At 42.6% G+C, this 23366-nt stretch carries 25 protein-coding genes; 14 read left to right on the top strand and 11 right to left on the bottom strand.

Going from position 1 to position 23366, the window contains the following annotated elements:
- Positions 1-10: 10 nt before the first annotated feature.
- The 5 genes from Q8J82_RS06190 (at position 11) to Q8J82_RS06210 (ending at position 5107) form a co-directional block, all read left to right on the top strand.
- Positions 11-448 carry a hypothetical protein gene (locus tag Q8J82_RS06190; protein ID WP_304909539.1) on the top strand — a complete coding sequence of 146 codons (438 nt, stop codon included), beginning with the start codon at positions 11-13 and terminating at the stop codon, positions 446-448.
- Between the two features lie 147 nt (positions 449-595).
- Entirely contained in the window at positions 596-1933 is a 1338-nt protein-coding gene (locus tag Q8J82_RS06195; protein ID WP_305327940.1) for an aminopeptidase P N-terminal domain-containing protein, read from the top strand.
- A 13-nt stretch (positions 1934-1946) separates the two neighbouring features.
- Positions 1947-3107 (top strand): FAD-dependent monooxygenase, encoded by a 1161-nt coding sequence (locus Q8J82_RS06200; RefSeq protein WP_305327941.1) that lies wholly within the window; start codon positions 1947-1949, stop codon positions 3105-3107.
- The gene (locus Q8J82_RS06205; protein WP_305327942.1) at positions 3104-4318 is read left to right on the top strand and encodes an FAD-dependent monooxygenase; all 1215 of its coding nucleotides are present in this window, start codon (positions 3104-3106) and stop codon (positions 4316-4318) included. Before Q8J82_RS06200 ends, Q8J82_RS06205 begins: the two co-directional genes overlap by 4 nt.
- Positions 4319-4375: 57 nt before the next feature.
- Positions 4376-5107, top strand: coding sequence for a DsbC family protein (locus Q8J82_RS06210; protein WP_305327943.1), 732 nt, complete (start codon positions 4376-4378; stop codon positions 5105-5107).
- A gap of 123 nt (positions 5108-5230) precedes the next feature.
- Here Q8J82_RS06210 and Q8J82_RS06215 read toward each other — a convergent pair whose 3' ends face one another.
- Both Q8J82_RS06215 and pilB read right to left on the bottom strand, forming a co-directional pair.
- Positions 5231-6448, bottom strand: a complete 1218-nt coding sequence (locus Q8J82_RS06215) for a type II secretion system F family protein (protein ID WP_305252062.1) — start codon at positions 6446-6448, stop codon at positions 5231-5233.
- Between the two features lie 14 nt (positions 6449-6462).
- Positions 6463-8178, bottom strand: coding sequence for a type IV-A pilus assembly ATPase PilB (gene pilB / locus Q8J82_RS06220; RefSeq protein WP_304909441.1), 1716 nt, complete (start codon positions 8176-8178; stop codon positions 6463-6465).
- A gap of 344 nt (positions 8179-8522) precedes the next feature.
- Here pilB and Q8J82_RS06225 point away from each other — a divergent pair, with 344 nt between their 5' ends.
- Positions 8523-8726 carry a cold-shock protein gene (locus Q8J82_RS06225; protein ID WP_013147304.1) on the top strand — a complete coding sequence of 68 codons (204 nt, stop codon included), beginning with the start codon at positions 8523-8525 and terminating at the stop codon, positions 8724-8726.
- A 104-nt stretch (positions 8727-8830) separates the two neighbouring features.
- Here Q8J82_RS06225 and icd read toward each other — a convergent pair whose 3' ends face one another.
- Positions 8831-10087, bottom strand: a complete 1257-nt coding sequence (gene icd / locus Q8J82_RS06230) for an NADP-dependent isocitrate dehydrogenase (protein ID WP_304890168.1) — start codon at positions 10085-10087, stop codon at positions 8831-8833.
- A 57-nt stretch (positions 10088-10144) separates the two neighbouring features.
- Here icd and Q8J82_RS06235 point away from each other — a divergent pair, with 57 nt between their 5' ends.
- From Q8J82_RS06235 to Q8J82_RS06260, 6 genes are all read left to right on the top strand, one after another.
- The gene (locus tag Q8J82_RS06235) at positions 10145-10699 is read left to right on the top strand and encodes a pseudouridine synthase (RefSeq protein ID WP_304890169.1); all 555 of its coding nucleotides are present in this window, start codon (positions 10145-10147) and stop codon (positions 10697-10699) included.
- Between the two features lie 11 nt (positions 10700-10710).
- Positions 10711-11421 (top strand): type 1 glutamine amidotransferase, encoded by a 711-nt coding sequence (locus tag Q8J82_RS06240; protein ID WP_305327969.1) that lies wholly within the window; start codon positions 10711-10713, stop codon positions 11419-11421.
- 46 nt (positions 11422-11467) lie between these two features.
- On the top strand, positions 11468-12556 hold the full coding sequence (gene aroC, locus Q8J82_RS06245; protein ID WP_305326594.1) for a chorismate synthase: 1089 nt from the start codon (positions 11468-11470) through the stop codon (positions 12554-12556).
- 150 nt (positions 12557-12706) lie between these two features.
- Entirely contained in the window at positions 12707-12943 is a 237-nt protein-coding gene (locus Q8J82_RS06250) for a YdcH family protein (RefSeq protein WP_304909444.1), read from the top strand.
- A 66-nt stretch (positions 12944-13009) separates the two neighbouring features.
- Positions 13010-14182 carry an MFS transporter gene (locus tag Q8J82_RS06255; protein ID WP_305327944.1) on the top strand — a complete coding sequence of 391 codons (1173 nt, stop codon included), beginning with the start codon at positions 13010-13012 and terminating at the stop codon, positions 14180-14182.
- A 170-nt stretch (positions 14183-14352) separates the two neighbouring features.
- Positions 14353-14943, top strand: coding sequence for a TIGR02281 family clan AA aspartic protease (locus tag Q8J82_RS06260; protein ID WP_304891872.1), 591 nt, complete (start codon positions 14353-14355; stop codon positions 14941-14943).
- 85 nt (positions 14944-15028) lie between these two features.
- Here Q8J82_RS06260 and folE2 read toward each other — a convergent pair whose 3' ends face one another.
- From folE2 to Q8J82_RS06285, 5 genes are all read right to left on the bottom strand, one after another.
- On the bottom strand, positions 15029-15838 hold the full coding sequence (gene folE2 / locus Q8J82_RS06265) for a GTP cyclohydrolase FolE2 (protein ID WP_305252063.1): 810 nt from the start codon (positions 15836-15838) through the stop codon (positions 15029-15031).
- A gap of 61 nt (positions 15839-15899) precedes the next feature.
- Positions 15900-17771: a 1-deoxy-D-xylulose-5-phosphate synthase gene (dxs, locus tag Q8J82_RS06270; RefSeq protein WP_304891883.1), complete on the bottom strand. Its 1872-nt coding sequence runs from the start codon at positions 17769-17771 to the stop codon at positions 15900-15902.
- 81 nt (positions 17772-17852) lie between these two features.
- Positions 17853-18782 carry a polyprenyl synthetase family protein gene (locus Q8J82_RS06275; RefSeq protein ID WP_305252064.1) on the bottom strand — a complete coding sequence of 310 codons (930 nt, stop codon included), beginning with the start codon at positions 18780-18782 and terminating at the stop codon, positions 17853-17855.
- Positions 18772-19032: an exodeoxyribonuclease VII small subunit gene (locus Q8J82_RS06280; protein WP_305252065.1), complete on the bottom strand. Its 261-nt coding sequence runs from the start codon at positions 19030-19032 to the stop codon at positions 18772-18774. Before Q8J82_RS06280 ends, Q8J82_RS06275 begins: the two co-directional genes overlap by 11 nt.
- A 41-nt stretch (positions 19033-19073) precedes the next feature.
- On the bottom strand, positions 19074-19757 hold the full coding sequence (locus Q8J82_RS06285) for an alpha/beta hydrolase (RefSeq protein ID WP_304891880.1): 684 nt from the start codon (positions 19755-19757) through the stop codon (positions 19074-19076).
- A 165-nt stretch (positions 19758-19922) separates the two neighbouring features.
- Between Q8J82_RS06285 and Q8J82_RS06290 the strand changes: the two genes are divergently transcribed.
- Entirely contained in the window at positions 19923-20702 is a 780-nt protein-coding gene (locus Q8J82_RS06290; RefSeq protein WP_305327970.1) for a 3',5'-cyclic-nucleotide phosphodiesterase, read from the top strand.
- A gap of 59 nt (positions 20703-20761) precedes the next feature.
- Positions 20762-21844 carry a cyclic nucleotide-binding domain-containing protein gene (locus Q8J82_RS06295; protein WP_305327945.1) on the top strand — a complete coding sequence of 361 codons (1083 nt, stop codon included), beginning with the start codon at positions 20762-20764 and terminating at the stop codon, positions 21842-21844.
- 57 nt (positions 21845-21901) lie between these two features.
- On the opposite strand, the gene Q8J82_RS06300 is transcribed toward Q8J82_RS06295, so the two are convergent.
- The 3 genes from Q8J82_RS06300 to Q8J82_RS06310 all read right to left on the bottom strand — a co-directional run bounded on the left by Q8J82_RS06300 (position 21902) and on the right by Q8J82_RS06310 (position 23311).
- On the bottom strand, positions 21902-22297 hold the full coding sequence (locus Q8J82_RS06300) for a PIN domain-containing protein (RefSeq protein WP_305327946.1): 396 nt from the start codon (positions 22295-22297) through the stop codon (positions 21902-21904).
- 1 nt (position 22298) lies between these two features.
- On the bottom strand, positions 22299-22535 hold the full coding sequence (locus tag Q8J82_RS06305) for an AbrB/MazE/SpoVT family DNA-binding domain-containing protein (protein ID WP_305327947.1): 237 nt from the start codon (positions 22533-22535) through the stop codon (positions 22299-22301).
- Positions 22536-22603: 68 nt separating this feature from the next.
- A complete protein-coding gene (locus Q8J82_RS06310) occupies positions 22604-23311 on the bottom strand; it encodes a transposase (protein WP_305327948.1) in 708 nt (235 codons plus the stop codon).
- Between the last annotated feature and the right edge of the window lie 55 nt (positions 23312-23366).

A 23366-nucleotide genomic window follows, 5' to 3' on the forward strand; every position in this document is an offset into this window, starting at 1 on the left:
GGTAACTACCATGAAAATAGCTCAATTAATTATTGCTTCAGCTTTTGCACTTACTGCCAACTTCGCTTATGCGGGCGAGTTGGGTGATTTTTGTACCACGGGTTTGTCGATGGGTAAAACCATTGCCACAGATTGCTCTATCAATGCCGAGCTTGACGGCAAAACTTATTGCTTTGGTAACGAAGAAGCTAAAGAAATGTATATGAAAGACCCGCAAGGCGTGGTGGATAAAGCCACAAAATTCTACTCAAAAGTACAGTTTGGTGGTCATTGCACCACAGGTTTATCAATGGGTAAATTGATTGCGACAGATTGCTCAATTCAGGTCAGTCGTGGTGGTAAAGTGTATTGTTTCGGTAATGAAGAAGCAAAAGAGATGTATATGCAACAACCAAAAACAATCATTAAAAAAGCAACAGCTTTTTATAACAGCGAAATGAAAAAATAAATAGCGTGAAGTAACGCCAAAGCTCATACTGCAGTAATGCGTGCGAGCTTTTTTCATACCACCAAACTGCACTATATAAACGCCACTATCAAACGGCAGTAGGGTGTAAAATTGCGGTCAATGGAATATCCATTTTGAAAGTGCCTGATGTTTGACCTAAAAGAATTTCAGCAACGCAGAGAGCAATTGCTTGCCAGCGTGAGCGTGGGCATCGCCATTATTCCTACCGCACTGGAAGCTATTCGAAACCGAGATAGCCATTACCCGTACCGTTTCGATAGTTATTTTTATTACTTAACCGGATTTAAAGAACCTGAATCAGTATTGTTATTGGTTGCGGGTGACAATCCAAAAAGTATTCTTTTTTGTCGCGATAAAGATATTGAACGCGAAATTTGGGATGGTTTTCGTTTTGGAGCAGATGCTGCACGAGAAACTTTTGGTTTTGATGAGGCCTATTCAATCAATGAACTTGATGCCATAGTCTTGAAGCTGCTGGCGAATCAGCCAAAGTTATATTGCAGCTTAGGCGAAAATACCAGCTGGGACGCACGGGTAATGGGCTGGATGAATACCTTGCGCGCGCAGGCCAGAAGTGGTGTAAGTGCGCCTGATAATATAAGCGACGTTCGTAAATTAATGGATGAAATGCGCTTGTTTAAATCCCCTTTTGAGATTGACTTGATGCGGCAGTCAGCCAATATCGCTGCGAGCGCACATAACCGCGCGATGCAGTATATTGGGTCTAACTTTACTAGGCCAAATATGATGGAATATGAAATTGAAGCAGAGTTTTTGCATGAATTTTATCGAAAAGGTGCACAAGCGCCTGCTTATACCAGCATTGTTGCAAGTGGCGCCAACGCTTGCACTCTGCACTACACCGCAAATAACGCGAAGCTTAACAATGGCGATTTGTTATTGATTGATGCGGGTTGTGAGTTGGAGGGTTACGCCTCTGACATTACACGCACTTTTCCAGTCAATGGAAAATTTACGCCTGTGCAAAAAGATGTTTATGATTTGGTCTTGGCTGCCCAGGCTGCGGCAATTTCTCAAGTTAAGCCGCAAAGTCATTGGAATGCACCCCATGAAGCAGCGCTGGATGTTTTGGTGCAAGGTTTTATTGATATGAAATTATGTAAAGGCAGCAAAGACGCAGTGCTGGAAAGTGGCGACTATCGGCAGTTTTACATGCACCGCACTGGGCATTGGCTGGGTTTAGATGTGCATGATGCAGGAGAATATAAAGAGTCCAAATCTAAAGACAAGCTAGACAACTGGCGCATGCTAGAGCCCTATATGACACTTACCGTAGAGCCGGGTTGCTATATTCGCCCCGCAGAAAATGTACCGAAAGCGTTTTGGAATATTGGTATTCGTATTGAAGATGACGTGTTGGTGACGCAAAATGGTTGCGAGATTTTGACCAAAAACGCAGTTAAAACCGTGGCTGATATTGAAGCCATAATGGCAAACCGATGAGCTTAAAAGCTAAATGAGTGAACCTGTTATTATTGTGGGCGGTGGGCCAGTAGGCGCAACCCTGGCATTGTTATTGGCGAAGCAGGGTATTGCCACGACTGTGCTTGAAGCGCGGAAACAAGGCGCCGCATATAGTGAAAGCCGTGCGCTGGCGCTGTCTTATGGCAGTAAACGAATACTTGAGAAACTGGGCGTTTGGGCTGGTTTGGTGCAATATGCTACGGCCATCAATACTATTCATGTGTCGCAAAAAGGTAGCCTAGGCCGGTCTCTATTAAGGGCCAACGATTACAAACAAGAGGCGCTGGGTTATGTTCTGTCTTACGGCGCATTAAGTGCGGCGTTAGATGATGCGCTGGCAAAAGAATCTGTAGTCAATTTTATATTTGAAGCAAGTGCTGAAGCAATTGAACACACAAGCACTCACAGTAGCGTTACCTATTTACATAACAACAAGTCAGACATCCTCAATTGTCAATTAGTTGTGCTGGCAGATGGTGGCCGTAGCTTAGATGAAATCGCGGGTTTAACTAAACAAACTAAAGAATACGGGCATGATGCGCTTATTTCTAAGGTGAGTGCAGAATTGCCGCACAATAATATAGCTTATGAGCGATTTACGGCTAATGGGCCGATGGCGTTACTGCCCAACGGAGAGCGGGATTTCTCTTTAGTTTGGACAGGTAAAAAAGAATATATCGCAGCATTACTCACATTGGGCGATGCTGAATTTTTAGCACAATTTCATGCGGAATTTGGTGATAGGGTGGGGCGTTTTTTAAGTGTAGAAAATCGTATGGCGTTTCCGTTAAAACTATCACAATTAAAAACTACAGATACGCCGCATTTGGCAGTCATTGGTAACGCAGCACAAACCATGCACCCAGTCGCAGGGCAGGGGTTTAATGTAGGCTTGCGTGATGCTGAGTCCCTTGCAAAATTTATAGCGAGTGCAACGTCAGACACTTTGGGCAGCAATCAAATGCTGGCTGATTACCGCGCAAGTCGTCAATCGGACACCAAGAACGGGTTGTTATTTACGGATTTTTTGGTGAATATTTTCTCTAATGATATTGCCGGTGTTAGCGGGTTAAGAAGTGTCGGCCTAGGTTTGTTTGATTTGATTAAACCGGTTAAACAGCATTTGGTTCGTAAAATGAGTTTTGGAAAATGAGTAATTCAGAAAGTTCTGTGTGTGTAGATGTTGCAATCGTAGGTGCGGGCTTAGTCGGCCTTGCGGCGGCAGTAGCGTTGCATCAAGCAGGTTTTTCAGTGGTAATCATTGATAGTAAAGACCCAACAAAAGCCGATCTTTTAGATACAACTTTTGATGCAACCTGGGATGTGCGGATTTACGCACTTAGCCCCAAAAATGCTCAGTGGCTTAATAATTTAGGTGTATGGCCATTACTGAACCAGGCGCGTATTGGTCAAATGCAGTCTATGGAAATATTTGGTGATGATACAGAGCTGCCCCTGAACTTATTGGCCAGTGATGTAAATGCAGATAATTTGGGCTTTGTGGTCGAGTCTAAAGCCCTGATGCATGCATTGCTAAAACAGGTTAAGGCCTTGGGGATAACTACTTTATTTGATAGCCCATGTGAGGCAGTGATTAATTCGGCAAATAATGCATTATTACGTTTACCCAACCACCTGATGATTGAAAGTAAACTGTTATTGGCCGCAGATGGCAGTCACTCCTGGGTGCGCCAACAACTAAATATGCCGATAAAGCAGAGCTCGTATGAACAGGCGGCATTAGTTGCTAATTTTAAAGTTGAAAAGTCGCATGGTAACATTGCCAGACAATGGTTTTCGCAAGATGCAGACGGTAGTAATAGTATTTTGGCGTGGTTGCCACTGCCAGACAATACAATTTCTATTGTCTGGTCGGTGTCAACCAAGTTTGCAGATTCATTGTTAAGGTTAAACAGAGATGAATTCACTCAGCAAGTTAAGGCGGCAGGATGTGAAATGTTGGGTGAACTGAAGTTAATTAGTTCTCCTGTAGCATTTCCATTAACGCTGCAAAAAACGAATACGCTAGTCCAAAATTGTGTGGTGCTAGTAGGCGATGCGGCACATCAGGTTCACCCGATGGCGGGCCAAGGCGTGAATTTAGGTTTTAGAGATGTGATTGATTTAGTTGAAATTTTGAAAAATAAAAGTCAATACCAAGCTTTGAATGACAGTACTTTGCTGAAACAATATTCACGTATCAGAAAAGCGGATATTTTAAAGATGATATTACTGACAGATGGACTTTACCAGTTGTTTAAAAGTCAGAATACAGCGGTGAGAATTGTAAGGAATTGGGGGCTGTCCGCGACTAAGCATCATGTCATAAGTAAATTGTTGGTTGAAAATGCGATTGCGTTGTAGGCAATTGAAATTAAATCTAGATGTTGTAAATAAAATGAATCCAAACAAGGAAATTGCATGTTAAAAAAAATAGTGAGCTTTACTGTATTAGGCGCTGTATTAAGTGCAGTTGCAACGTTTGCCATCGCTGATGAAGCAAGTGTCAAAAAAGCCGTAGAAGCGGCTTACCCGAAGTTTAAGGTGGAAAGCGTCACCAAAACGCCATACGCAGGCTTGTATGAAGTATTTATGGGTGGGCAAATCGTCTACACCGATGAAAAGCTAACTTTCTTAATAGCAGAAGGCCGTCTGGTTGATCCAAAAACTAAAAAAGACATTACCGGTGAAAGGTTGGAAGAATTGACTAAAATTGATTTTTCAAGCCTGCCGCTAGATCAGGCGATTAAAGTGGTTAAAGGTAATGGTAGCCGTAAGTTGGTAGTTTTCTCTGACGTAGATTGCCCTTATTGCAAGCGCTTAGAACAGAACGAACTTAGTAATATTACCGATGTAACTGTTTACACGTTTTTATATCCTATTGAGCAGTTGCATCCTGATGCCGCTAATAAATCTAAATCCATTTGGTGTGCAAGCAACCGCGTAAAAGCTTGGGAGGATTGGATTTTTAATAATCAATTACCCAAAACCACTGGAAATTGCGACGTGCCATTAGAAAAAGTAGGTCAGTTAGCAAGAAAAATTGGTGTAACTAGTACGCCTACATTGATTTTTTCTGATGGCAAACGTATGTTGGGAGCGCAACCTTACAAAGAGATAGAACGAGCTTTGGCTGCGGCTGCCAAAAAGTAGGTTCATCTCAGCTTATTTGAGAATGGGCAATTAAAACTAAAAAGCGATCAAATTGGTCGCTTTTTAGTTTTATACTAGATGTGTTTAAAGTGGGCTGATTAAGTAAATTTACTTACATTATAGCTAAACAACAGATCCCATTTTAAAGATAGGTAGGTACATTGCAATTACTAGGCCGCCAATTAAGGTGCCTAATACTACCATGATGACTGGCTCCATTAAACTAGCTAACGCATCAACCGCATCATCAACTTCAGCCTCAAAAAAATCTGCGACTTTACTTAGCATCGAATCTAATGCACCAGACTCTTCACCAATGGCGGTCATTTGTAAAACCATGTTAGGAAATACATTGGTATTTTGCATGGCAACAGTCAGGCTGGTACCCGTACTAATTTCACTCTGTACTTTTTTTGTTGCATCATAATACACGCGGTTTCCAGCAGCACCTGCAACGGAATCTAAAGCCTCTACCAGCGGTACGCCAGCAGAGAACATGGTGGCTAAAGTACGCGCCCATCGGGCAATAGTTGCTTTTCGAATAAGCGGGCCAAAAACAGGGACTTTTAGGATTAATCTATCCATGGTGGCTTGCATACTCAAAGAACGCTTCCATGTGTAAAAGAAAAACCATATGCCAAATCCAATAGAGCCAAATATGGCCCACCACCATTCTACGAACACTTCAGAGATGGCCATAACAATGAGCGTAGGCGCAGGTAGTTCTGCGCCAAAACCATCAAATAACTCTTTAAAAGCAGGAATTACAAAAATCATGATGACGGCAACAATGACAAAAGCAACGACAATAATTGAGATTGGGTAAAATAACGCAGATTTAATCTTAGATTTAATAGCTTGAATTTTTTCTTTATAGGTGGCTAGGCGGTCGAGCAAAGTATCTAAAATACCCGCTTGTTCGCCAGCGCCTATCAAGTTGCAAAAGAGTGCGTCAAAGTAAAGTGGATATTTGCGAAATGCCGCACTCATGCTACTGCCTGTTTCCACATCGGATTTAATATCCAGTAATAGTTTTGCTACCGCTGGATTGCTGTGACCTTTACCCACGATGTCAAATGATTGCAGTAGAGGTACACCTGCTTTCATCATGGTGGCTAACTGGCGTGTAAATAAGGTAATGTCTTTGTCTGAAACACTACCCTTACTAGCAAAGCTGCTCTGTTTTTTTACTTTAGTAACAGTAATGCCCTGACGTCTTAAGGTAGCGTTGACAAACGATTCGCCAGAAGCACGTATTTCTCCTTTGACGGATTTGCCTTTTTTATCTTTACCTTCCCAAGAATATGTAACCTCTTTTGTGGCCTTAACATTTGCTGCCATGATGATTCCCTATATTATTCATTGGTACAAGCTTCAACTTCTTCAATAGAAGTTAAGCCTTGCATTACTTTTAATAAGCCAGATTGACGTAAGTCTTTAACACCTTCTATTTTTGCCTGGTCGGCAATATCATGAGCATTGCCACTTTTCATGATAATGCGGCTAATTTCGTCTGTAATCGGCATGACTTGATAAATGCCCACTCGACCTTTATAGCCATTGTTGCACATTTCACATCCACCTTCTTTAGGGCCGTAAAGTTGCCAACTGCCATCTAAATCTTCTTCAGTGAAACCTACGCCAAGTAGCGCCTCTTTTGGAACATCCAAAGGCACCTTACAGTTTTTGCATAAACGTCTTGCTAAACGCTGGGCGGTAATGAGTGAAACAGCAGAGGCAATATTGAAGGGTGCCACGCCCATGTTGAGTAAGCGTGTCAGCGTGGAAGGGGCATCATTGGTGTGTAAGGTAGATAACACCATGTGACCAGTAGACGCTGCCTTGATTGCCATATCAGCAGTTTCTAAGTCGCGAATCTCACCAATCATAATGACGTCTGGATCCTGCCGTAAAAATGACTTTAAAGCCGCAGCAAATGTCAGCCCCTGCTTATCATTTACGTTTACTTGATTAATCCCTGCTAGGGGAATCTCGCATGGGTCTTCTGCAGTGGAAATGTTGACATCAGGTTTATTTAATATGTTAAGACAGGTATAAAGAGACACCGTTTTTCCGGACCCGGTTGGTCCCGTAACAAGTACCAATCCATAAGGACGGCTTACCGCACTGAGTAAAAGTTCTTTCTGAACGGGTTCGTAACCTAAAGCCTCAATTCCAAGAGTTGCGCTCGAAGGGTCTAAAATTCGCATTACAATTTTTTCGCCATTAATGAGCGGTAAAGTACTTACGCGAAAATCAATGGTCCGTGTTTTAGATAACACCAGCTTCATACGGCCATCTTGCGGAATACGCTTCTCAGAGATGTCCATGCTGGAGATTACTTTAATACGTGAGGCTAATTTTTCTTTGATTGCCAGGGGCGGCTGAGTGATCTCACGCAATATGCCATCTACACGATAACGAACACGGTAGAATTTTTCATAAGGCTCAAAATGTAAGTCTGATGCGCCCATATTAATGGCATCTAATAGCATTTTATTTAGAAATTTCACGACAGGAGCGTCATCCACTTCCTGTGTTTGCACTTCTTCCTGTGGCTGGCCTTCTTCGCCACCTAAGTCATAGTCATCATCTAAATTCAATGACCTCATGTTTGTGTCACTAGCCTCTACAATTTTATCTATCCAGCGGCTAAGTTTGTCGTCTTCCACGACCACTGGTGACAAAGCCATACCCATTTGAAACTGAACGCTATCAAGTGCATGTAAATTAGTAGGGTCGGAAATCGCAACATAAAGGATGTTGTTGCGCACTTGCAATGCCAACACTCGGTTGGATTGCATCAATTTTTCGTCAATTTTTTTGCTTGGTAAATAATCGGGGTTAAAAGCATCCAGATTAAAGTAGGGGAATCCGAATGCTTTTGCCGAGGTTTCTGCAATCACTTGCGCATTCAGCTTTTTGCTTAGAATAAGTTGTGTAATAAACGGGCTTTTAACCGTGTTTGCTTGTGCTTGTATTGCGTTAGCCTCATCTTCGGAAAGTAATTTCTCCTGGATTAAGGTGCGCGCGAGACCGCTCAGTTTGATTGATGGAGTTGCGTTGGCCATAAATATTAAATTTAACTAGCGTGAGAGCTTTCCCAATTATTTTTATCAAGCCAATAATGCCCTTAAGACTTTTTTTTGTAAAGACTTTACGTATATTTGGGTATAAAAATGCTACAGAATTTACATTTTATGCATTTGCGGTCGCACTAATTTGCCTTGTGATTTAACCCAGCCTAAAATATCTTGACATTTCACGTCTTCCAAATTATAAATATGGCCAGGTGTTTGAGTTCGAGTTTTGTGTAGCCTGCTTTAATTTTGAATCACAGTTCTTTAAGGCGACTCAATGTTCTTGAGATAAACTTTTTGGGGCGCCCCCCATTGTATTATGTAAGGATGTAGAAATGGCAACAGGTACCGTAAAATGGTTTAACGATTCAAAAGGTTTCGGCTTTATTACACCGGATGATGGTGGTGACGATTTATTCGCGCACTTCTCTGCGATTGTAGAAGCTGGCTATAAAAGTCTTAAAGAAGGTCAACGCGTAAGTTTTGAAGTGACCGATGGTCCAAAAGGCAAACAAGCTTCAAATATTCAAAAGGCTTAACTCTTTTATTGACTAAGTACTTAATTGTACAAGCCTTTTAGTATTACAGTCTCTGGCGGCTCGTAACAATTACGAGCCGTTTTTTTATGGTTAAAATCTCAGAACTACATATTGGCGATAATCTCTTCACCAAACTGAGCGGTGCCTACTTGTGTAGCGCCTTCCATTTCACTTGAAAAGTCGCCAGTCACACGTTTGGCAAGAATCGCTTTTGCAACTCCTTGAATGACTAAGTCAGCCGCTTCAACCCAGCCTAAATGACGTAGCATCATTTCAGCTGAAAGAATGATGGAGCTTGGATTGGCTAGGTCTTTGCCTGCAATTTTAGGCGCTGTACCATGAGTAGCCTCAAACATGGCTACCGTGTCGCTTAAATTAGCGCCTGGCGCAATACCAATGCCGCCTACTTGCGCGGCGAGCGCATCGCTCATGTAATCGCCGTTTAGGTTTAGTGTAGCAACTACGTCATAATCTTGCGGATGTAATAAAATCTCTTGTAAAAAAGCATCCGCAATACAGTCTTTAATAATCATGCCGTTTGGCAATTTGCACCATGGGCCCCCGTCTATTTCAACTGCACCAAATTCTTGCTTGGCTACTTCATAACCCCAATCTCTAAAGCCGCCTTCAGTAAATTTCATAATATTGCCTTTATGGGCAATAGTGACCGATTTGCGATTATTATCAATCGCATATTGAATGGCTTTGCGTACTAGGCGTTGGCTACCTTCTTTTGACACGGGCTTGATGCCGATTGCTGAAGATTCCGGGAAGCGAATTTTTTTACGCATGCCCATATCACTTAAAAACTGGATGACTTTTTCAACTTCATCTGTGCCTGCTGCCCATTCAATTCCCGCATAAATATCTTCAGTGTTTTCGCGGAAGATGACCATATCGGTTTTTTCTGGATGTTTAACAGGGCTAGGCACGCCGGTAAAGTATTGCACTGGGCGTAAACATACATATAAATCTAGTTCTTGGCGTAATGATACATTCAGTGAGCGAATGCCGCCGCCGACTGGTGTGGTGAGCGGACCTTTAATGGACACGACGTAGTCACGGACTGCATGCATCGTTTCGGCTGGCAACCAATCGTTGGCACCGTATACTTTGGTGGCTTTCTCGCCTGCGTAAACTTCCATCCATGAAATTTTTCGTGCCCCACCGTAGGCCTTATTTACCGCTGCATCCACTACTTTAATCATTGGTGGCGTAATATCTGCACCTATGCCATCACCCTCAATAAATGGGATAATGGGGTGGTTAGGTACATTAAGCGTGTTGTCCGCGTTTACGGTAATTTTTTTGCCAGTAGCTGGAATTACAATCTTCCCTGAAATATTATTTTTTTCCGTCATGTTTATGCCCCTAAAGTATTTCCCAATGTTACGTTTCTAATAATGTAAGCTTATCTAATGATTATTTTATTCAATAAACCCTTTAACGTGGTATGCCAGTTCAGTGCACATGAGCTTCCTAATGGAAAAATCGGGCACGCTACGTTAAAAGACTTTATCCAAACGCCAGATGTATACGCCGCAGGACGGCTTGATACTGATAGTGAAGGATTGCTTATTTTAACTGATGATGGCATGTTGCAACACCGTTTAAGTGATCCTAAACACAAAGAAATTAAAACTTATTGGGTGCAGGTGGAGGGCTTGCCTACTTATGAGGATTTAGAGCCATTAAGGCAGGGAGTAGATTTAACTGATTTTGTAGCAAAACCCGCCCAGGTGCGCTTGATAGCAGAGCCAGACGAATTATGGACAAGAAACCCGCCTATACGTGAGCGTAGAGCGATACCTACTAGTTGGCTGGAAATTAAAATCAGTGAGGGTAAGAATCGTCAGGTAAGACGCATGACCGCTAAAATAGGTTTTCCTACGTTAAGGTTAATTCGCTATGCCATTGGGCAGTATACGATTGATGGCATTGAAATTGGCCAGCACAAGGTGGTTAAGCTATGAACATTGCAAGTATGAAGCCTGTGATTGTTTTTAAAAATGTTGCCCATGAAGGCCCCGGTTATTTGGGTGATTTTTTAACGCAGCAAAATATACTCTGGCAAACCGTTAATACTGGCGAAATTAATTCGCTACCCCCATCAATACTCGGCTATAGCGGTGTTGTGATTATGGGTGGTCCAATGAGTGTGAATGATGATTTGCCTTGGATTGCACCTTTGCTAGATTTAATTCGTGAGGCAAAAAATGCAGACATTCCATTACTGGGGCACTGCTTAGGTGGTCAACTTATTAGCAAGGCATTAGGTGGGGAAGTAGTAGAAAATCCCGTGAAAGAAATAGGTTGGGGTGAAGTCAATGTAAGTCAAAATGAAGTGGCTGAATATTGGTTCGGTGAAATTGAAAGTTTCAATAGTTTTCATTGGCACGGCGAGACGTTTAGCTTGCCGCAAGGCGCGACGCATCTATTAGCAAGTACGCATTGTAAAAATCAGGCTTATTCTATAGGCAAGCATTTGGCGCTTCAAAGCCATATTGAAGTGACTGCAGAGATGGTGAAAAGCTGGTGTGAGCTTGGAGTAGAGGAGCTCACACAATTAGCCATGAGTCCAGCAGTGCAACAGGCTGAAGACATGCAGCAAAACTTGCTATTACATTGTTTCTTTCTCAATAAAGTAGCAAAACAGGTGTATGGGCAATGGATTAAAGGGCTGGTGCATAGATAGGTTATCAATATGTTAAAATTATTAAAACTTACAAGAGAACAGCATTATGTCGGGTAACACTATCGGTACTTTATTCACGTTTACCTCATTTGGGGAGTCGCATGGCGCAGCAATAGGCGGTGTGGTTGATGGCTGCCCGCCCGGTTTGGCGTTGTGTGCAGAGGATTTGCAGATTGATTTGGATAGACGCAAGCCCGGCACGTCGCGTCATGTAACGCAACGCCAAGAAGCGGATAGCGTTGAGATTCTTTCTGGCGTGTTTGAAGGTAAAACTACAGGAGCACCCATTGGTTTACTGATTCGCAATACCGACCAGCGTAGCCACGACTACAGCAAAATCATGGATACCTTCCGTCCAGGCCATGCAGATTACACTTACACGCAAAAATACGGAGTACGTGACTACCGTGGCGGTGGCCGTTCTAGCGCGCGTGAAACGGCTGTGCGCGTGGCGGCAGGTGCAATTGCTAAAAAGTGGTTAAAGGAGCGTTTTGGTGTGACTGTGCGTGGTTATATGAGCCAAATGGGCGAAATTGAAATTCCGTTTGAATCTTGGGATTACGTGAATAACAACCCGTTTTTTTCACCGAATATAAAGGTGCTACCTCAATTAGAAGAGTATCTGGATAAAGTCCGCGCTGAGCGCGATTCGGTTGGTGCGCGCATCACTGTGGTGGCAGAAGGTGTGCCTGTCGGTTGGGGTGAGCCTGTATTCGATAGACTGGATGCTGAAATTGCCTATGCCATGATGAGCATTAACGCGGTAAAAGGTGTGGAAATTGGTGCAGGATTTAATTCAATTGCCCAGCGCGGCAGTGTGCATAGTGATGAAATGACGCCACAAGGTTTTGTCACTAATCATGCAGGGGGCATTTTGGGGGGCATATCTACAGGCCAGGCGGTTCGTGTGAATGTAGCTTTGAAGCCGACTTCCAGCATCCCGCAAGAGCGTCGTTCTATTGATAAAGATGGTAAAGCAGTGACTATGCAAACAACAGGCCGTCATGACCCGTGCGTAGGTGTGCGCGCTACGCCGATTGCAGAGGCAATGTTGGCCTTAGTATTGATGGATCATGCGTTGCGTCATCGCGCGCAAAATGCAGATGTAGTTTCTGCAACCCCAAGAATTATTTAACTTTACCAACTATGATTGATGTATATCATGGCGAATTTAGCCAAGCAGTTTGATAATGAAAACGTAACTTGTTGATCTGGATGCTTTAGGGATATTTGGTTTATTTTGTTTATTTTGTTTATTTTGTTTATTTAATTTAAGGAATTATGTATGGGTATTGAGCATCACGATTTAGTTCATGAATTTCCGGAGCATCGCGAAAAAATTCACGCTTTAAAAATGAGCAATGCGCATTTTGCCAAGCTTTTTGACGCATATCATGTGGTTACAAAAGATGTGGAGCGTTTGGAGGGGGAAGGTGTTCCTGTGTCAGATGAAGTGCTGGAAAACCAGAAAAAAGAACGTGTTCAGCTAAAAGATCAGCTTTATTCAATGCTAATCGCTTAGTGGTTTTCTGATAAAAAAGTCGGCATATGCCGACTTTTTTTATCTCCTCATTCTATATAATTTAGCATGCATTCAAATCTTCACTTTAAACTTTCCCGTTTTTATTTCATTTATTATTTCTTTGTCGGGGCGTTTGTGCCTTACTGGGGGTTGTATTTAAAGTCTGAACAATTTAGCCCGGCTGATATTGGAATTTTGATGTCTTTATTCCAAATCAGCAGAATTTTTGCGCCTAATTTTTGGGGATGGTTGGCCGACCACACTGGCAAGCGTGCACAGTGGATTAAGCTTACTGCCTTTTTGGGTCTGTGTGGGTTTACTGCAGTATTTTGGGCGCATGGCTTTTTTTGGCTATTTTTTGTGATGGCCGCTTTAAGTCTGTTTACCAGCTCAACTTTGCCGCTGGCAGAGTCACTCACACTAGCACACCTCGCCACCACTAACGGGCATTACAGCCGTATCCGCATGTGGGGTTCGCTTGGTTTTATTGTGGCGGCTGTGACATTAGGCTTTTTAATTGATTTTGCAGGTATAAATAGTTTGTTGTGGTTTTTGCTTTTTGTGCAGATAACATTGTTTGCGCTAACGTACACATTGCCAGACGCAAAAGTAAAGGCACATCCGCATGACCATTTTTCTATCTGGCAAGTGATTAAGCAACCCAATGTACTTGCTTTGTTAATAGGCTGCGCGCTCATGGTGACAGCGCATGGTGTGCTGTACAATTTTTATTCAATTTATTTAAGTGACCATGGCTATAGTAAAGGCATGATAGGCTTGTTGTGGTCGGTAGGCGTTATCTGCGAAATAGGTATTTTCATGTGGATGCCAAAAATTATGGCACGCTTTAGCTTAAAGGTTATTCTACAGATAAGTTTGGCGCTTGCTGTGCTCCGATTTGGCATGATAGGCATTGCTGTTGATAACATCGTGCTGTTAATCATTGCCCAAACTTTACATGCAGCTACCTTTGGTAGTTTTCACGCAGCTTCTGTTGAAGTGATTACGCAATTTTTTAATGGGCGTCATCAAGCAAAAGGCCAAGCAATTTACAACAGTGTTGCTTATGGCATAGGCGGTACCGTAGGCGGGGTGGCGGGTGGTTATGCATTGCAGTATTTGGGAGGGCAGCAGACATTCATGCTTGCGGCAATTTTCCCGCTGTTAGGGTTGTTGGTGATAGGATTAGGTTTGAAGTTAAGTAATACTCAACAAAATTCACAAGGAATGTTTAGATGAAATCCTTTCAATTTGTATGCAAACAAATACTGCGTTGTCTGTTCTTGCCGTACTGTTTGTTCTGTCTGCGGACTGGCGCCTTGTCTTCCTTCGCATACAAATTGAAAGTAATTGCTAGAGTAAGAAAATTTACACTGATAGTCATTACTTTGTTGGTTTCAAACGTTTGTATGGCCGATACCCAAGTGAATATCGTTGGGCTTTTTAGCAACAAGGCAGTGGTCATCATCAATGGCGGCAAACCAAAAACCTTAAGTGTTGGCCAGACCATTGAAGGTGTTAAATTACTTGCCGCAGACAGTAAAATTGCAACCTTGCGAATTGAGGGTAAAACCAGGCAATTAGGGATGGGACAAGCCGCCTCGGTTGTTGGTAGCTCATCTAACGCAGTTTCAAGCACAACCTTGTATGCAAATGTGCAAGGCCATTTTATTTCTGATTGCCAAATTAACGGAGCCTCGCTTAAGTTTTTAGTCGACACTGGCGCCACGACCGTTGCGCTTAACAGTGGCGATGCAAAGTTTGCAAATATTGATTACAAGCGTGGTGAACCTATACAAATCAGCACTGCTAACGGCATAGTCACAGCCTACCGTGTGACGATTGCTAATCTTAAGATTGGTGGCATTACACTTAGCCAAGTAGAAGCTAGTGTGCTGGAAGGCGGTTCACCTCCCATTGTGTTATTAGGTATGAGTGCGCTAAATAGATTGGAGATGAAACGGCAAGACATTGCCCTTACGCTGATTAAAAAATATTAGTGTATCGAATGCGCAAAATAAAAAGGGCCGTATTGAACTGACTCTAAAGCTTGGCCCCTTTATTTTATTTAAATGCGGACTTATTTCACCGTTTGTCGTACTCAATCAAGGCATAAGCTGAATGATTGTGAATAGATTCAAAATTCTCACTTTCTACAGTGTAGGCCACAATGCGTTTTTCAGCGCTAAGTTGAGCTGCTACGTCGCGTACCATGTCTTCAACAAATTTTGGATTATCGTAAGCGCGCTCGGTAACAAATTTTTCATCGGGGCGTTTTAATAAACCGTAAAGCTCGCACGACGCTTGTTTTTCAACCAGGTCGATAATATCTTCAATCCAGATAAAATCATTAATGAGCGCGGTAACAGTCACATGACTGCGCTGGTTGTGAGCACCATAATCAGAGATTTTTTTACTGCAAGGACACAAGCTAGTCACCGGCACTAATACTTTCACAGTGATGTCGATTTTACCGTGGCTAATTGCACCAATAAAAGTCACTTCATAATCAAGCAAACTTTTAACGCCTGAAACGGGTGCTGCTTTGTTCACAAAGTAAGGGAAAGTCATTTCAACATGACCAGACTCCGCTTCTAAACGCTTAATCATTTCATGCAAAATTGTTTCAAATGATTCCACAGAAATAGCATGCTCATTCATGTTGAGTATCTCAACAAAACGTGACATGTGTGTACCTTTAAATTGCTGTGGTAAATGCACATACATATTGAACATAGCAACAGTGTGCTGCTCGCCGCCAGACTTGTCTTTGACTATTACCGGATGCCGAATAGCTTTGATGCCAACTTTATCAATGGCGATATGACGTGTATCTACCGTGTTTTGTACGTCTTCAATAGGGCTTGGAGTGCTGCTAGTTATTGGTTGATTCATTTTATTTCCAGTTAGGCAATTACTCGGTTTATCGCTCAGTTGTCTATAGTTGAGTATATCACTAGGTTATTTGCTTCGCAATTGCGGCTATAATTCCTTCAGCATCTAGACCGCATTCTGCCAGCATAGTTTCATGCACACCGTGTTCAATGAATCGATCAGGCAGGCCTAAACATAATGTTTTGATCGGCGGTTTATTCGGATGCTGCATCACTTGCAATGCTTCCATCACTGCAGAACCGGCACCGCCCATTACACTGTTTTCTTCAACTGTTACGATTAGCGTGTGGTCATTGGTTAGTTTTTCAATAAGAGAGTGGTCAATTGGTTTTACAAAACGCATGTTGACGACGGTGGCATCTAGTTTTTCGCCAGCTTCTAAACTGGCATTTAGCATACTGCCAAAGCTCAAAATGGCGATTTTTTGTTTAGCTTTAGTTGTGGCTGCATTACGCTTGACTTCCGCCGTGCCAATAGGAATGGCCTGCATTTTTTGCTCAATAACCGCCCCTGCGCCACCTCCACGCGGGTAACGCACTGCAGAAACGCCATTGTATTGAAAGCCTGTGTAAAGCATTTGTCTACATTCATTTTCGTTGCTGGGTGCCATAATCACGATATTAGGAATGCATCTTAAATAGCTTAAATCAAAAGCCCCAGCGTGGGTAGGCCCATCCGCGCCGACTAAGCCTGCACGATCTATCGCTAACAATACAGGCAAATTTTGCAAGGCAATATCGTGTATTAGTTGGTCGTAGGCGCGCTGTAAAAAAGTACTGTAGATGGCAACAACAGGTTTTAAGCCATCACAAGCCATGCCAGCTGCAAAGGTAAGCGCATGTTGTTCCGCAATGCCTACATCAAAATAGCGGTCAGGATATTGTTCAGCAAAGGCATTTAAACCTGAGCCATCACACATGGCGGGAGTGATGCCAATCAGGCGGTTATCAAGCGCGGCCATATCCACTAACCAGTCGCCAAACACTTGGGTGTAGGTTTTTTTACTGCTATTTGAAATGGCGTCACCATTGTAAGGGTCAAACTTCCCTACGCCATGGAATTTATTAGGGTTATCTTCTGCTGGTTCGAATCCCTTACCTTTTTGCGTCACAATATGTAAAAACTGTGGGCCATTAAGTTGTTTAATATTCTGCAAGGTATCAATGAGCGCATCCATATCATGCCCATCAATCGGGCCTATATAGTTAAAGCCAAATTCTTCAAACAATGTACCCGGCATTACCATGCCTTTTACATGCTCTTCAGCGCGCTTGGCAAACTCCATCATAGGTGGCATGGCTGACAGTACTTTTTTGCCAGATGATCGGACTTTATTGTAAAAGCGGCTAGATAATAGTTTGGTGAGGTAGTTATTCAAAGCGCCGACATTGTTTGAGATGCTCATGTCATTGTCGTTAAGTATCACCAACAAGTTCGCATCCATATCGCCAGCGTTGTTTAATGCCTCAAACGCCATGCCGGCAGTCATCGCACCATCACCGATAATCGCTACCGCGCGTCTCTCCAGCCCTGCTTTTTGTGCGGCAACAGCCATACCAAGGGCTGCAGAGATAGAGGTGCTGGAATGTCCTGTGCCAAAAGTATCGTATTCGCTTTCAGATCGACGTGGAAAGCCTGCAATTCCAAGAGGTGTGCGCAGTGATTGCATTTGATTGCGGCGACCTGTGAGGATTTTATGTGGATAGGTTTGGTGGCCTACGTCCCAAACCAATCTGTCATCAGGGGTGTTGAACACATAATGCAGCGCAATTGTGAGTTCAACCACGCCTAAATTTGAAGCTAAATGACCGCCTGTTTTTGCGACACTGTCGATTAAAAACGTCCGCAATTCTTGAGCAAGCTGGACGAGCTGTTTACGCTCAAGCTGACGCAGCTGCAGTGGTGAATCTATGCTATTGAGTAATGAAGTCACGAGTAAGAATGTCGCAAATTGAAATGATTAAAAGTTATAAAATATTAAAACGTGATATTAGTGTGCAATCTAAAATTGCGTTCAAAAATTGCGCTGCGTAATGAATCCTGCTAACTCACGCAAGCGCAAAGCGCTATCTCCAAACGGAGCCAGTGCGCTAATCGCGTTTTCATATAGTTGCTGTGCATATTGCTTGGCTGGCTGTAAACCCAATAGTGAGACGAAAGTCGGTTTATTGCTGTCTGCATCTTTACCTGCAGTTTTACCCAATATGCTCGTGTCGGCTTCAACATCCAGAATGTCATCGATTACCTGAAATGCCAACCCGATATTACTTGCATAGATGCGCAGTGCCGTTATTTTTTCAGCCGAACTGGCTACGGCGCCCAACAACACCGCCGCTTTTATCAGCGCGCCAGTTTTTAAATGGTGCATGGTTTCCAGTTCCGTTTGTGTGAGCATTTTGCCAACCGAATCTAAATCAATGGCTTGCCCGCCTGCCATGCCAGTCGAGCCGGAGGCTTTAGCCAGCATATTTAACATGCTGATTTGATGTGCTGCTTCAGCGCATAAATCAGGCTGAGCCAGCATCTCAAAAGCGAGGCTTTGCAATGCATCACCTACCAATAGTGCAGTAGCATCGTCATATTGTTTATGGCAGCTTGGTTTGCCGCGGCGTAAGTCATCATCATCCATACAGGGCATGTCATCATGCACCAGAGAATAAGCATGAATCAGTTCAACTGCGCCGGCTATTGCGTCAGCAACAGACATTTCAGTTTCACATAACTCAGAGGCAGCATAGCAAAGTAGGGCACGTACACGTTTGCCGCCGCCTAATGCGCTGTAACGCATCGCGCTGTGTAATTTGTGCGGAGCTGAATTTTCTGGTGGTAGCACTAGCCCAAGCACTTGTTCGATACGCGCCTGTTTTGCAAGAGCCCAAGCTGAAAAATCTAGCGCGGCCGCTCCAGCTAATTCTAAATTAGCCACGTGTAGATTACTCATCATTAGGTTTAAATTGCACCAGCTGATTTTTCTCGTTCAGAATTTGTACTTGCTGTTCTACATCAGCAAGTGATTTTTGACAGAACTGCAGTAGCGAATTGCCGCGTTGATACGCAGCAAGTGATGCTTCTAATGTCATTTGGCCCGATTCCATTTGCGCGACGATACTTTCAAGCTCTGTAAAAGCATGCTCGAAATTTTCAGGATGTTCTGCTAATGATTTTGTAGCTGACTTGGTTTTAGTTGTTGTCATAGCATAATTTAAATGGCGTTAAGTTGCTATTCTACCAAATCTTATGGCAAAACTTGTTTTAAAAACTCACGAATATCGCCAATCTCTTCAACGCATACAGAATGCGCCATATTATATTCATGCCAACTGACAGAATAATGATTGCTCTGTAATATTTGCAGTGAAATCTTACACATATCCAAGCTAATCACATCATCAAAAACACCATGTGCCATAAAGATTGGAATGCTGGCATTTGCAGGATTCATTTCGCTGGCGAGTTTGGTTTTAACTGGCAAATACGTTGACAAGGCCAATATGCCGCCCAACTTTTGCGGGTAACGCAAGGCTGTATGCAGAGCGATAGCGCCACCTTGTGAAAAACCGGCAATGACAATGCGCCCTGCTGAAATACCTCGATTTAACTCATTTTGAATAAGTGAATTAACGTAATTCTGACTGTTTGTTATACCATCTTCATCTTCTTTACTATGGCCAGTTTTGCTATTTGGTGCCCCATATAAATCATACCAGGCAGGCATAATGTAACCGCTATTCCGGCTAACGGCCATGTCTGGGGCATGCGGCAAAATAAAGCGTATATTGGGTAAGTTGAGCTTTTGCACAATTGGCTCAAAATCATATCCATCTGCGCCTAATCCATGCAGCCAGATGATGCTGGCATTAATGGTGTTATTATTATTTGAGTTGTCGCTAACTAACTCTAAGGGTGGTTGGTAGTTCATGAATGCAATCGTTAAAATGTAAAAAATGTAAAGTGTGTTGCTGTGAGCGCATCATCGCTATTAAATAAATTAGATATGCGATATGCTATTAAAAAGTAATGAAATCATAGCATTATATTAAAATTAACAATAAAAAACATGTCAGTAGAATAAGAAGCCTCAATGATGCAAATAAAAATACTAGGGTGCAGTGGCGGAATAGGTGGTAAACAGCGCACTACATCAATGCTTGTGGATAATGATATTTTAATTGACGCAGGCACTGGCGTGGGTGATTTATCCATGGATGAGCTGTTGGCGATAGACCACATTTTCGTTACCCATTCCCATTTAGATCACATTGCGTTTATCCCGCTTTTACTTGATACCGTGATGGGGATTCGCGCTGAACCGATTACCGTACATGCAAATCAAGAAACGCTGGATACCTTGTGTCACCATATATTCAATTGGAAAGTGTGGCCAGATTTTAACGCGATTCCAAATGCGCATGCCCCATTTTTACGTTACAACGAAGTGAAGCTGGGTGAAACTATAGATTTTAATGGCAGAAAATTTACCCCACTACCTGCGAATCACGTGGTGTCAGCCGTGGGCTACCATTTGGATAGTGGAGATGCTAGTTTAGTTTTTACCGGTGATACCACGGTGTGTGATGCGCTTTGGGTTGAAGTGAATAAAATACAAAATCTTAAATATCTCATTATTGAAACGGCATTCAGCAACGCTGAGCTTAAACTTGCCAAGTTATCCAAGCATCTTTGCCCATCTATGCTGGTTGATGAATTGGGTAAACTAATGCTGGATAACATTCAAAAGCCTATTGAGATTTATATTACCCACCTAAAACCCGGCGAGGGTGAAAGCATCATGCATGAAATTGCAGTCAGTAATTTAGCGCATTCAATACAAGCGCTGAATCAACAGCAACTCTTTGTTTTATAAAGTGATAAGTTGAAAATTTTGAGTTTACAATTTCTTAATTATGCAAAGTTTAGGTTTTAATGATGGCAATAACTGACCAATCACTATTAGATTATTTAGAACCCATCGCCAAATTATCAACGGGCCGCAAAAAAGAACTTTCTGCATTATGTTTTATTGAGAAAGTAAATAAGGGAACAGACCCTATGCGAATGAATGTGGCTAAGGCAGCGCAAGCAATTTATTTAGTTAAAGGTGATTTAGAGCTACGCTATAAAGGTAATAAAAAAGCCATATTACACAGTGGAACTCAGTCTTCCAGACACCCAATCAGTGCAGACTCTAAAATTATAGAGACGATAGCCCTGACTGATATCGAGATTCTTAGAATAGATATGGATTTGCTCGATATTATGATGACATGGGATCAGCTATCACATTCTGCAAATCTGCCCAAAAACACACAAGTAAGCGCTGCTGAAAAGCCCGCCCGCAACACTGCTGACTGGATGCAAGACACTGATATTTTCAGTGCATTCAATCTGCAAAGTGGTGTATTTAGTCGCTTACCAGTGGCTAATGTTGAAGAAATGTTTAAACGCATGACGAGCATTTCCGTTACCGCAGGGCAGGTGATTATTCAGCAGGGCGGAGTTGGCGACTACTATTACCTGATTCAAAGAGGCTCCGCTATGGTGAGTAGAGTGGTTGATGTTAGCCAGCCTTCTGTAATGTTGGCTGAGCTGAATGAAGGATCAGCTTTCGGCGAAGAGGCATTGGTTTCAGGGATTAAGCGCAACGCTACAGTCACGATGAAAACTGATGGCGAATTACTGCGACTCAACAAGAAAGATTTTGTTGAGTTATTAAAAGAACCACTAATTAGCCAAATTAACATGACTGAAGCGAAAGCGAAAATAGCCTCAGGTGCAGTTTGGGTTGATGTGCGGTTGCCGTCAGAATATATACATGACCACATTAAGCAGGCAATCAACATGCCGCTGAATGAAGTTCGCCAGTTAGCTAGCACTTTAGATACAAACAAAGAATATATACTCTATTGCCAAACGGGACGCCGAAGCTCGGCAGCTACGTTTGTATTGGTGCAAGGTGGCTTTAAAGCGATATTACTAAAAGGTGGAACGCGAACAGCGGTTAATTAGGGTCAAACTCGATTTTTATTGCTTCTTCAACTTATTGTTTCTTCAATAAGACAACTCTTAATTAACCAAGAGCATCCCCGCTGTTTTAGCCGCATTGCTGTCAAAAGTCATAGTGCAAGTACATTTAGCATAATCGGCAGAACGCTCAATGAGGCAATCAGCAAAATCAGCGTTTGAAGCCGCATAGGCCAGCACAGCCTTTGCAACAATCTCTACATTTTCTACTACAAACTCGCGCGTATGTAAAAGCCCTTGCAGTATCGTCACGGTCTCTTCTTTGCTTGCTTGATAACAACCCTGCATTACCCAAACCAGCTCGGTTATTGCAATCAAAGTAATAAAGCCTAGATTGTCATTGGACAAAGACTCGACTAATTGCGTAGCCATTGGCGACTGCACTACATCATCTTGCGCAATATAGCGTACTATAACATTCGTGTCTAAGCCTATCATGTTAAGCCGCGCCGCGCGAAGCAATCATCCGATTCATCTGTTCAATAGAAACGGGCACTTGAGGTTTACGTAACAAACCTTTTAGCTTTTGTACAGAACTGGTAGCAGCAACAATTAAAAATTGACCATCGGCTGATTCTACAAACTCCACTCTACTTCCATTTTCAAGGCTAAGTGATGCACGGACAGCAGCTGGAATAGTGATTTGCCCTTTAGAGGTAAGCGTAGCGGTTGACATAAAATTCCTTTCAATACAAGAAAATGCTTACTTTAAGGTAAGGCGTTTGCAAAGTCAAGGGCACCACATTAATTGGGGTCAGACTCGATTTTTATTGTTTTTGGCCTTCCTTTCGGCAGGGGAGTAAGTCTACGGTTGCTAGCAGCAGACATTTTATCCTTAAAGCTGTCATTTCCTAGTACCCAGCCCTTATTGGTAGCGTTACGAATACCCTGCAAATCAACTTCATTCAAATGATGTTTAAATAAGTCCCTATAGTTATGCTGCCTTGCATCTACATTACTGCCTAAAGCCAAATAAAGTGGATGCTCAGTAAGCAAGACATTTTCTTTACCTTCGGCATGGTTAGCATAACTAGACCATGCGTAATCAATCGGCTGTGCCACCATGTTAGCTCGCACGGGATTAAGCTCAATATAGCGATAACAACGCAACAGATACGCCTCGCTATCAATCAAGGTGGATTTATAACGCCCCTCCCACAAAGTGCCTGTGCGTTGCTGCAAATAATTAAAATACTGCACATAACGCCTACCAACAGATTGCATGGTTTTACTAATGCTATTTTCCTCATGCGGAGACATTAGCAAATGCACGTGGTTAGTCATCAACACATAAGCATAGATTGAACAGCCGTGTTGACTAGCAGCATCATGCAAGCAAGTTAAAAAAAAGCGGTAATCGTCATCACCCACAAAAATAATGCTGCGATTATTACCACGCAGAATAATGTGCTGTGGCTGATCAATGACGTTGTAGCGGGGTAGGCGTGCCATAAAATGGGGTCAGACTCGAATTAATTAATGCAAATATAGCCTATAAAGGTGTAAG

This window comes from Methylotenera sp. (genome assembly GCF_030684185.1).
In the GTDB taxonomy this organism is placed as follows: domain Bacteria; phylum Pseudomonadota; class Gammaproteobacteria; order Burkholderiales; family Methylophilaceae; genus Methylotenera.

Bases quoted from the DNA above. Each gene is read 5' to 3' on its own strand.
- Q8J82_RS06190 (WP_304909539.1), top strand. From the start codon at position 11: ATGAAAATAGCTCAATTAATTATTGCTTCAGCTTTTGCACTTACTGCC.
- Q8J82_RS06195 (WP_305327940.1), top strand. From the start codon at position 596: ATGTTTGACCTAAAAGAATTTCAGCAACGCAGAGAGCAATTGCTTGCC.
- Q8J82_RS06200 (WP_305327941.1), top strand. From the start codon at position 1,947: ATGAGTGAACCTGTTATTATTGTGGGCGGTGGGCCAGTAGGCGCAACC.
- Q8J82_RS06205 (WP_305327942.1), top strand. From the start codon at position 3,104: ATGAGTAATTCAGAAAGTTCTGTGTGTGTAGATGTTGCAATCGTAGGT.
- Q8J82_RS06210 (WP_305327943.1), top strand. From the start codon at position 4,376: ATGTTAAAAAAAATAGTGAGCTTTACTGTATTAGGCGCTGTATTAAGT.
- Q8J82_RS06215 (WP_305252062.1), bottom strand. From the start codon at position 6,448: ATGGCAGCAAATGTTAAGGCCACAAAAGAGGTTACATATTCTTGGGAA.
- pilB (WP_304909441.1), bottom strand. From the start codon at position 8,178: ATGGCCAACGCAACTCCATCAATCAAACTGAGCGGTCTCGCGCGCACC.
- Q8J82_RS06225 (WP_013147304.1), top strand. From the start codon at position 8,523: ATGGCAACAGGTACCGTAAAATGGTTTAACGATTCAAAAGGTTTCGGC.
- icd (WP_304890168.1), bottom strand. From the start codon at position 10,087: ATGACGGAAAAAAATAATATTTCAGGGAAGATTGTAATTCCAGCTACT.
- Q8J82_RS06235 (WP_304890169.1), top strand. From the start codon at position 10,145: ATGATTATTTTATTCAATAAACCCTTTAACGTGGTATGCCAGTTCAGT.
- Q8J82_RS06240 (WP_305327969.1), top strand. From the start codon at position 10,711: ATGAAGCCTGTGATTGTTTTTAAAAATGTTGCCCATGAAGGCCCCGGT.
- aroC (WP_305326594.1), top strand. From the start codon at position 11,468: ATGTCGGGTAACACTATCGGTACTTTATTCACGTTTACCTCATTTGGG.
- Q8J82_RS06250 (WP_304909444.1), top strand. From the start codon at position 12,707: ATGGGTATTGAGCATCACGATTTAGTTCATGAATTTCCGGAGCATCGC.
- Q8J82_RS06255 (WP_305327944.1), top strand. From the start codon at position 13,010: ATGCATTCAAATCTTCACTTTAAACTTTCCCGTTTTTATTTCATTTAT.
- Q8J82_RS06260 (WP_304891872.1), top strand. From the start codon at position 14,353: ATGGCCGATACCCAAGTGAATATCGTTGGGCTTTTTAGCAACAAGGCA.
- folE2 (WP_305252063.1), bottom strand. From the start codon at position 15,838: ATGAATCAACCAATAACTAGCAGCACTCCAAGCCCTATTGAAGACGTA.
- Q8J82_RS06275 (WP_305252064.1), bottom strand. From the start codon at position 18,782: ATGATGAGTAATCTACACGTGGCTAATTTAGAATTAGCTGGAGCGGCC.
- Q8J82_RS06280 (WP_305252065.1), bottom strand. From the start codon at position 19,032: ATGACAACAACTAAAACCAAGTCAGCTACAAAATCATTAGCAGAACAT.
- Q8J82_RS06285 (WP_304891880.1), bottom strand. From the start codon at position 19,757: ATGAACTACCAACCACCCTTAGAGTTAGTTAGCGACAACTCAAATAAT.
- Q8J82_RS06290 (WP_305327970.1), top strand. From the start codon at position 19,923: ATGCAAATAAAAATACTAGGGTGCAGTGGCGGAATAGGTGGTAAACAG.
- Q8J82_RS06295 (WP_305327945.1), top strand. From the start codon at position 20,762: ATGATGGCAATAACTGACCAATCACTATTAGATTATTTAGAACCCATC.
- Q8J82_RS06300 (WP_305327946.1), bottom strand. From the start codon at position 22,297: ATGATAGGCTTAGACACGAATGTTATAGTACGCTATATTGCGCAAGAT.
- Q8J82_RS06305 (WP_305327947.1), bottom strand. From the start codon at position 22,535: ATGTCAACCGCTACGCTTACCTCTAAAGGGCAAATCACTATTCCAGCT.
- Q8J82_RS06310 (WP_305327948.1), bottom strand. From the start codon at position 23,311: ATGGCACGCCTACCCCGCTACAACGTCATTGATCAGCCACAGCACATT.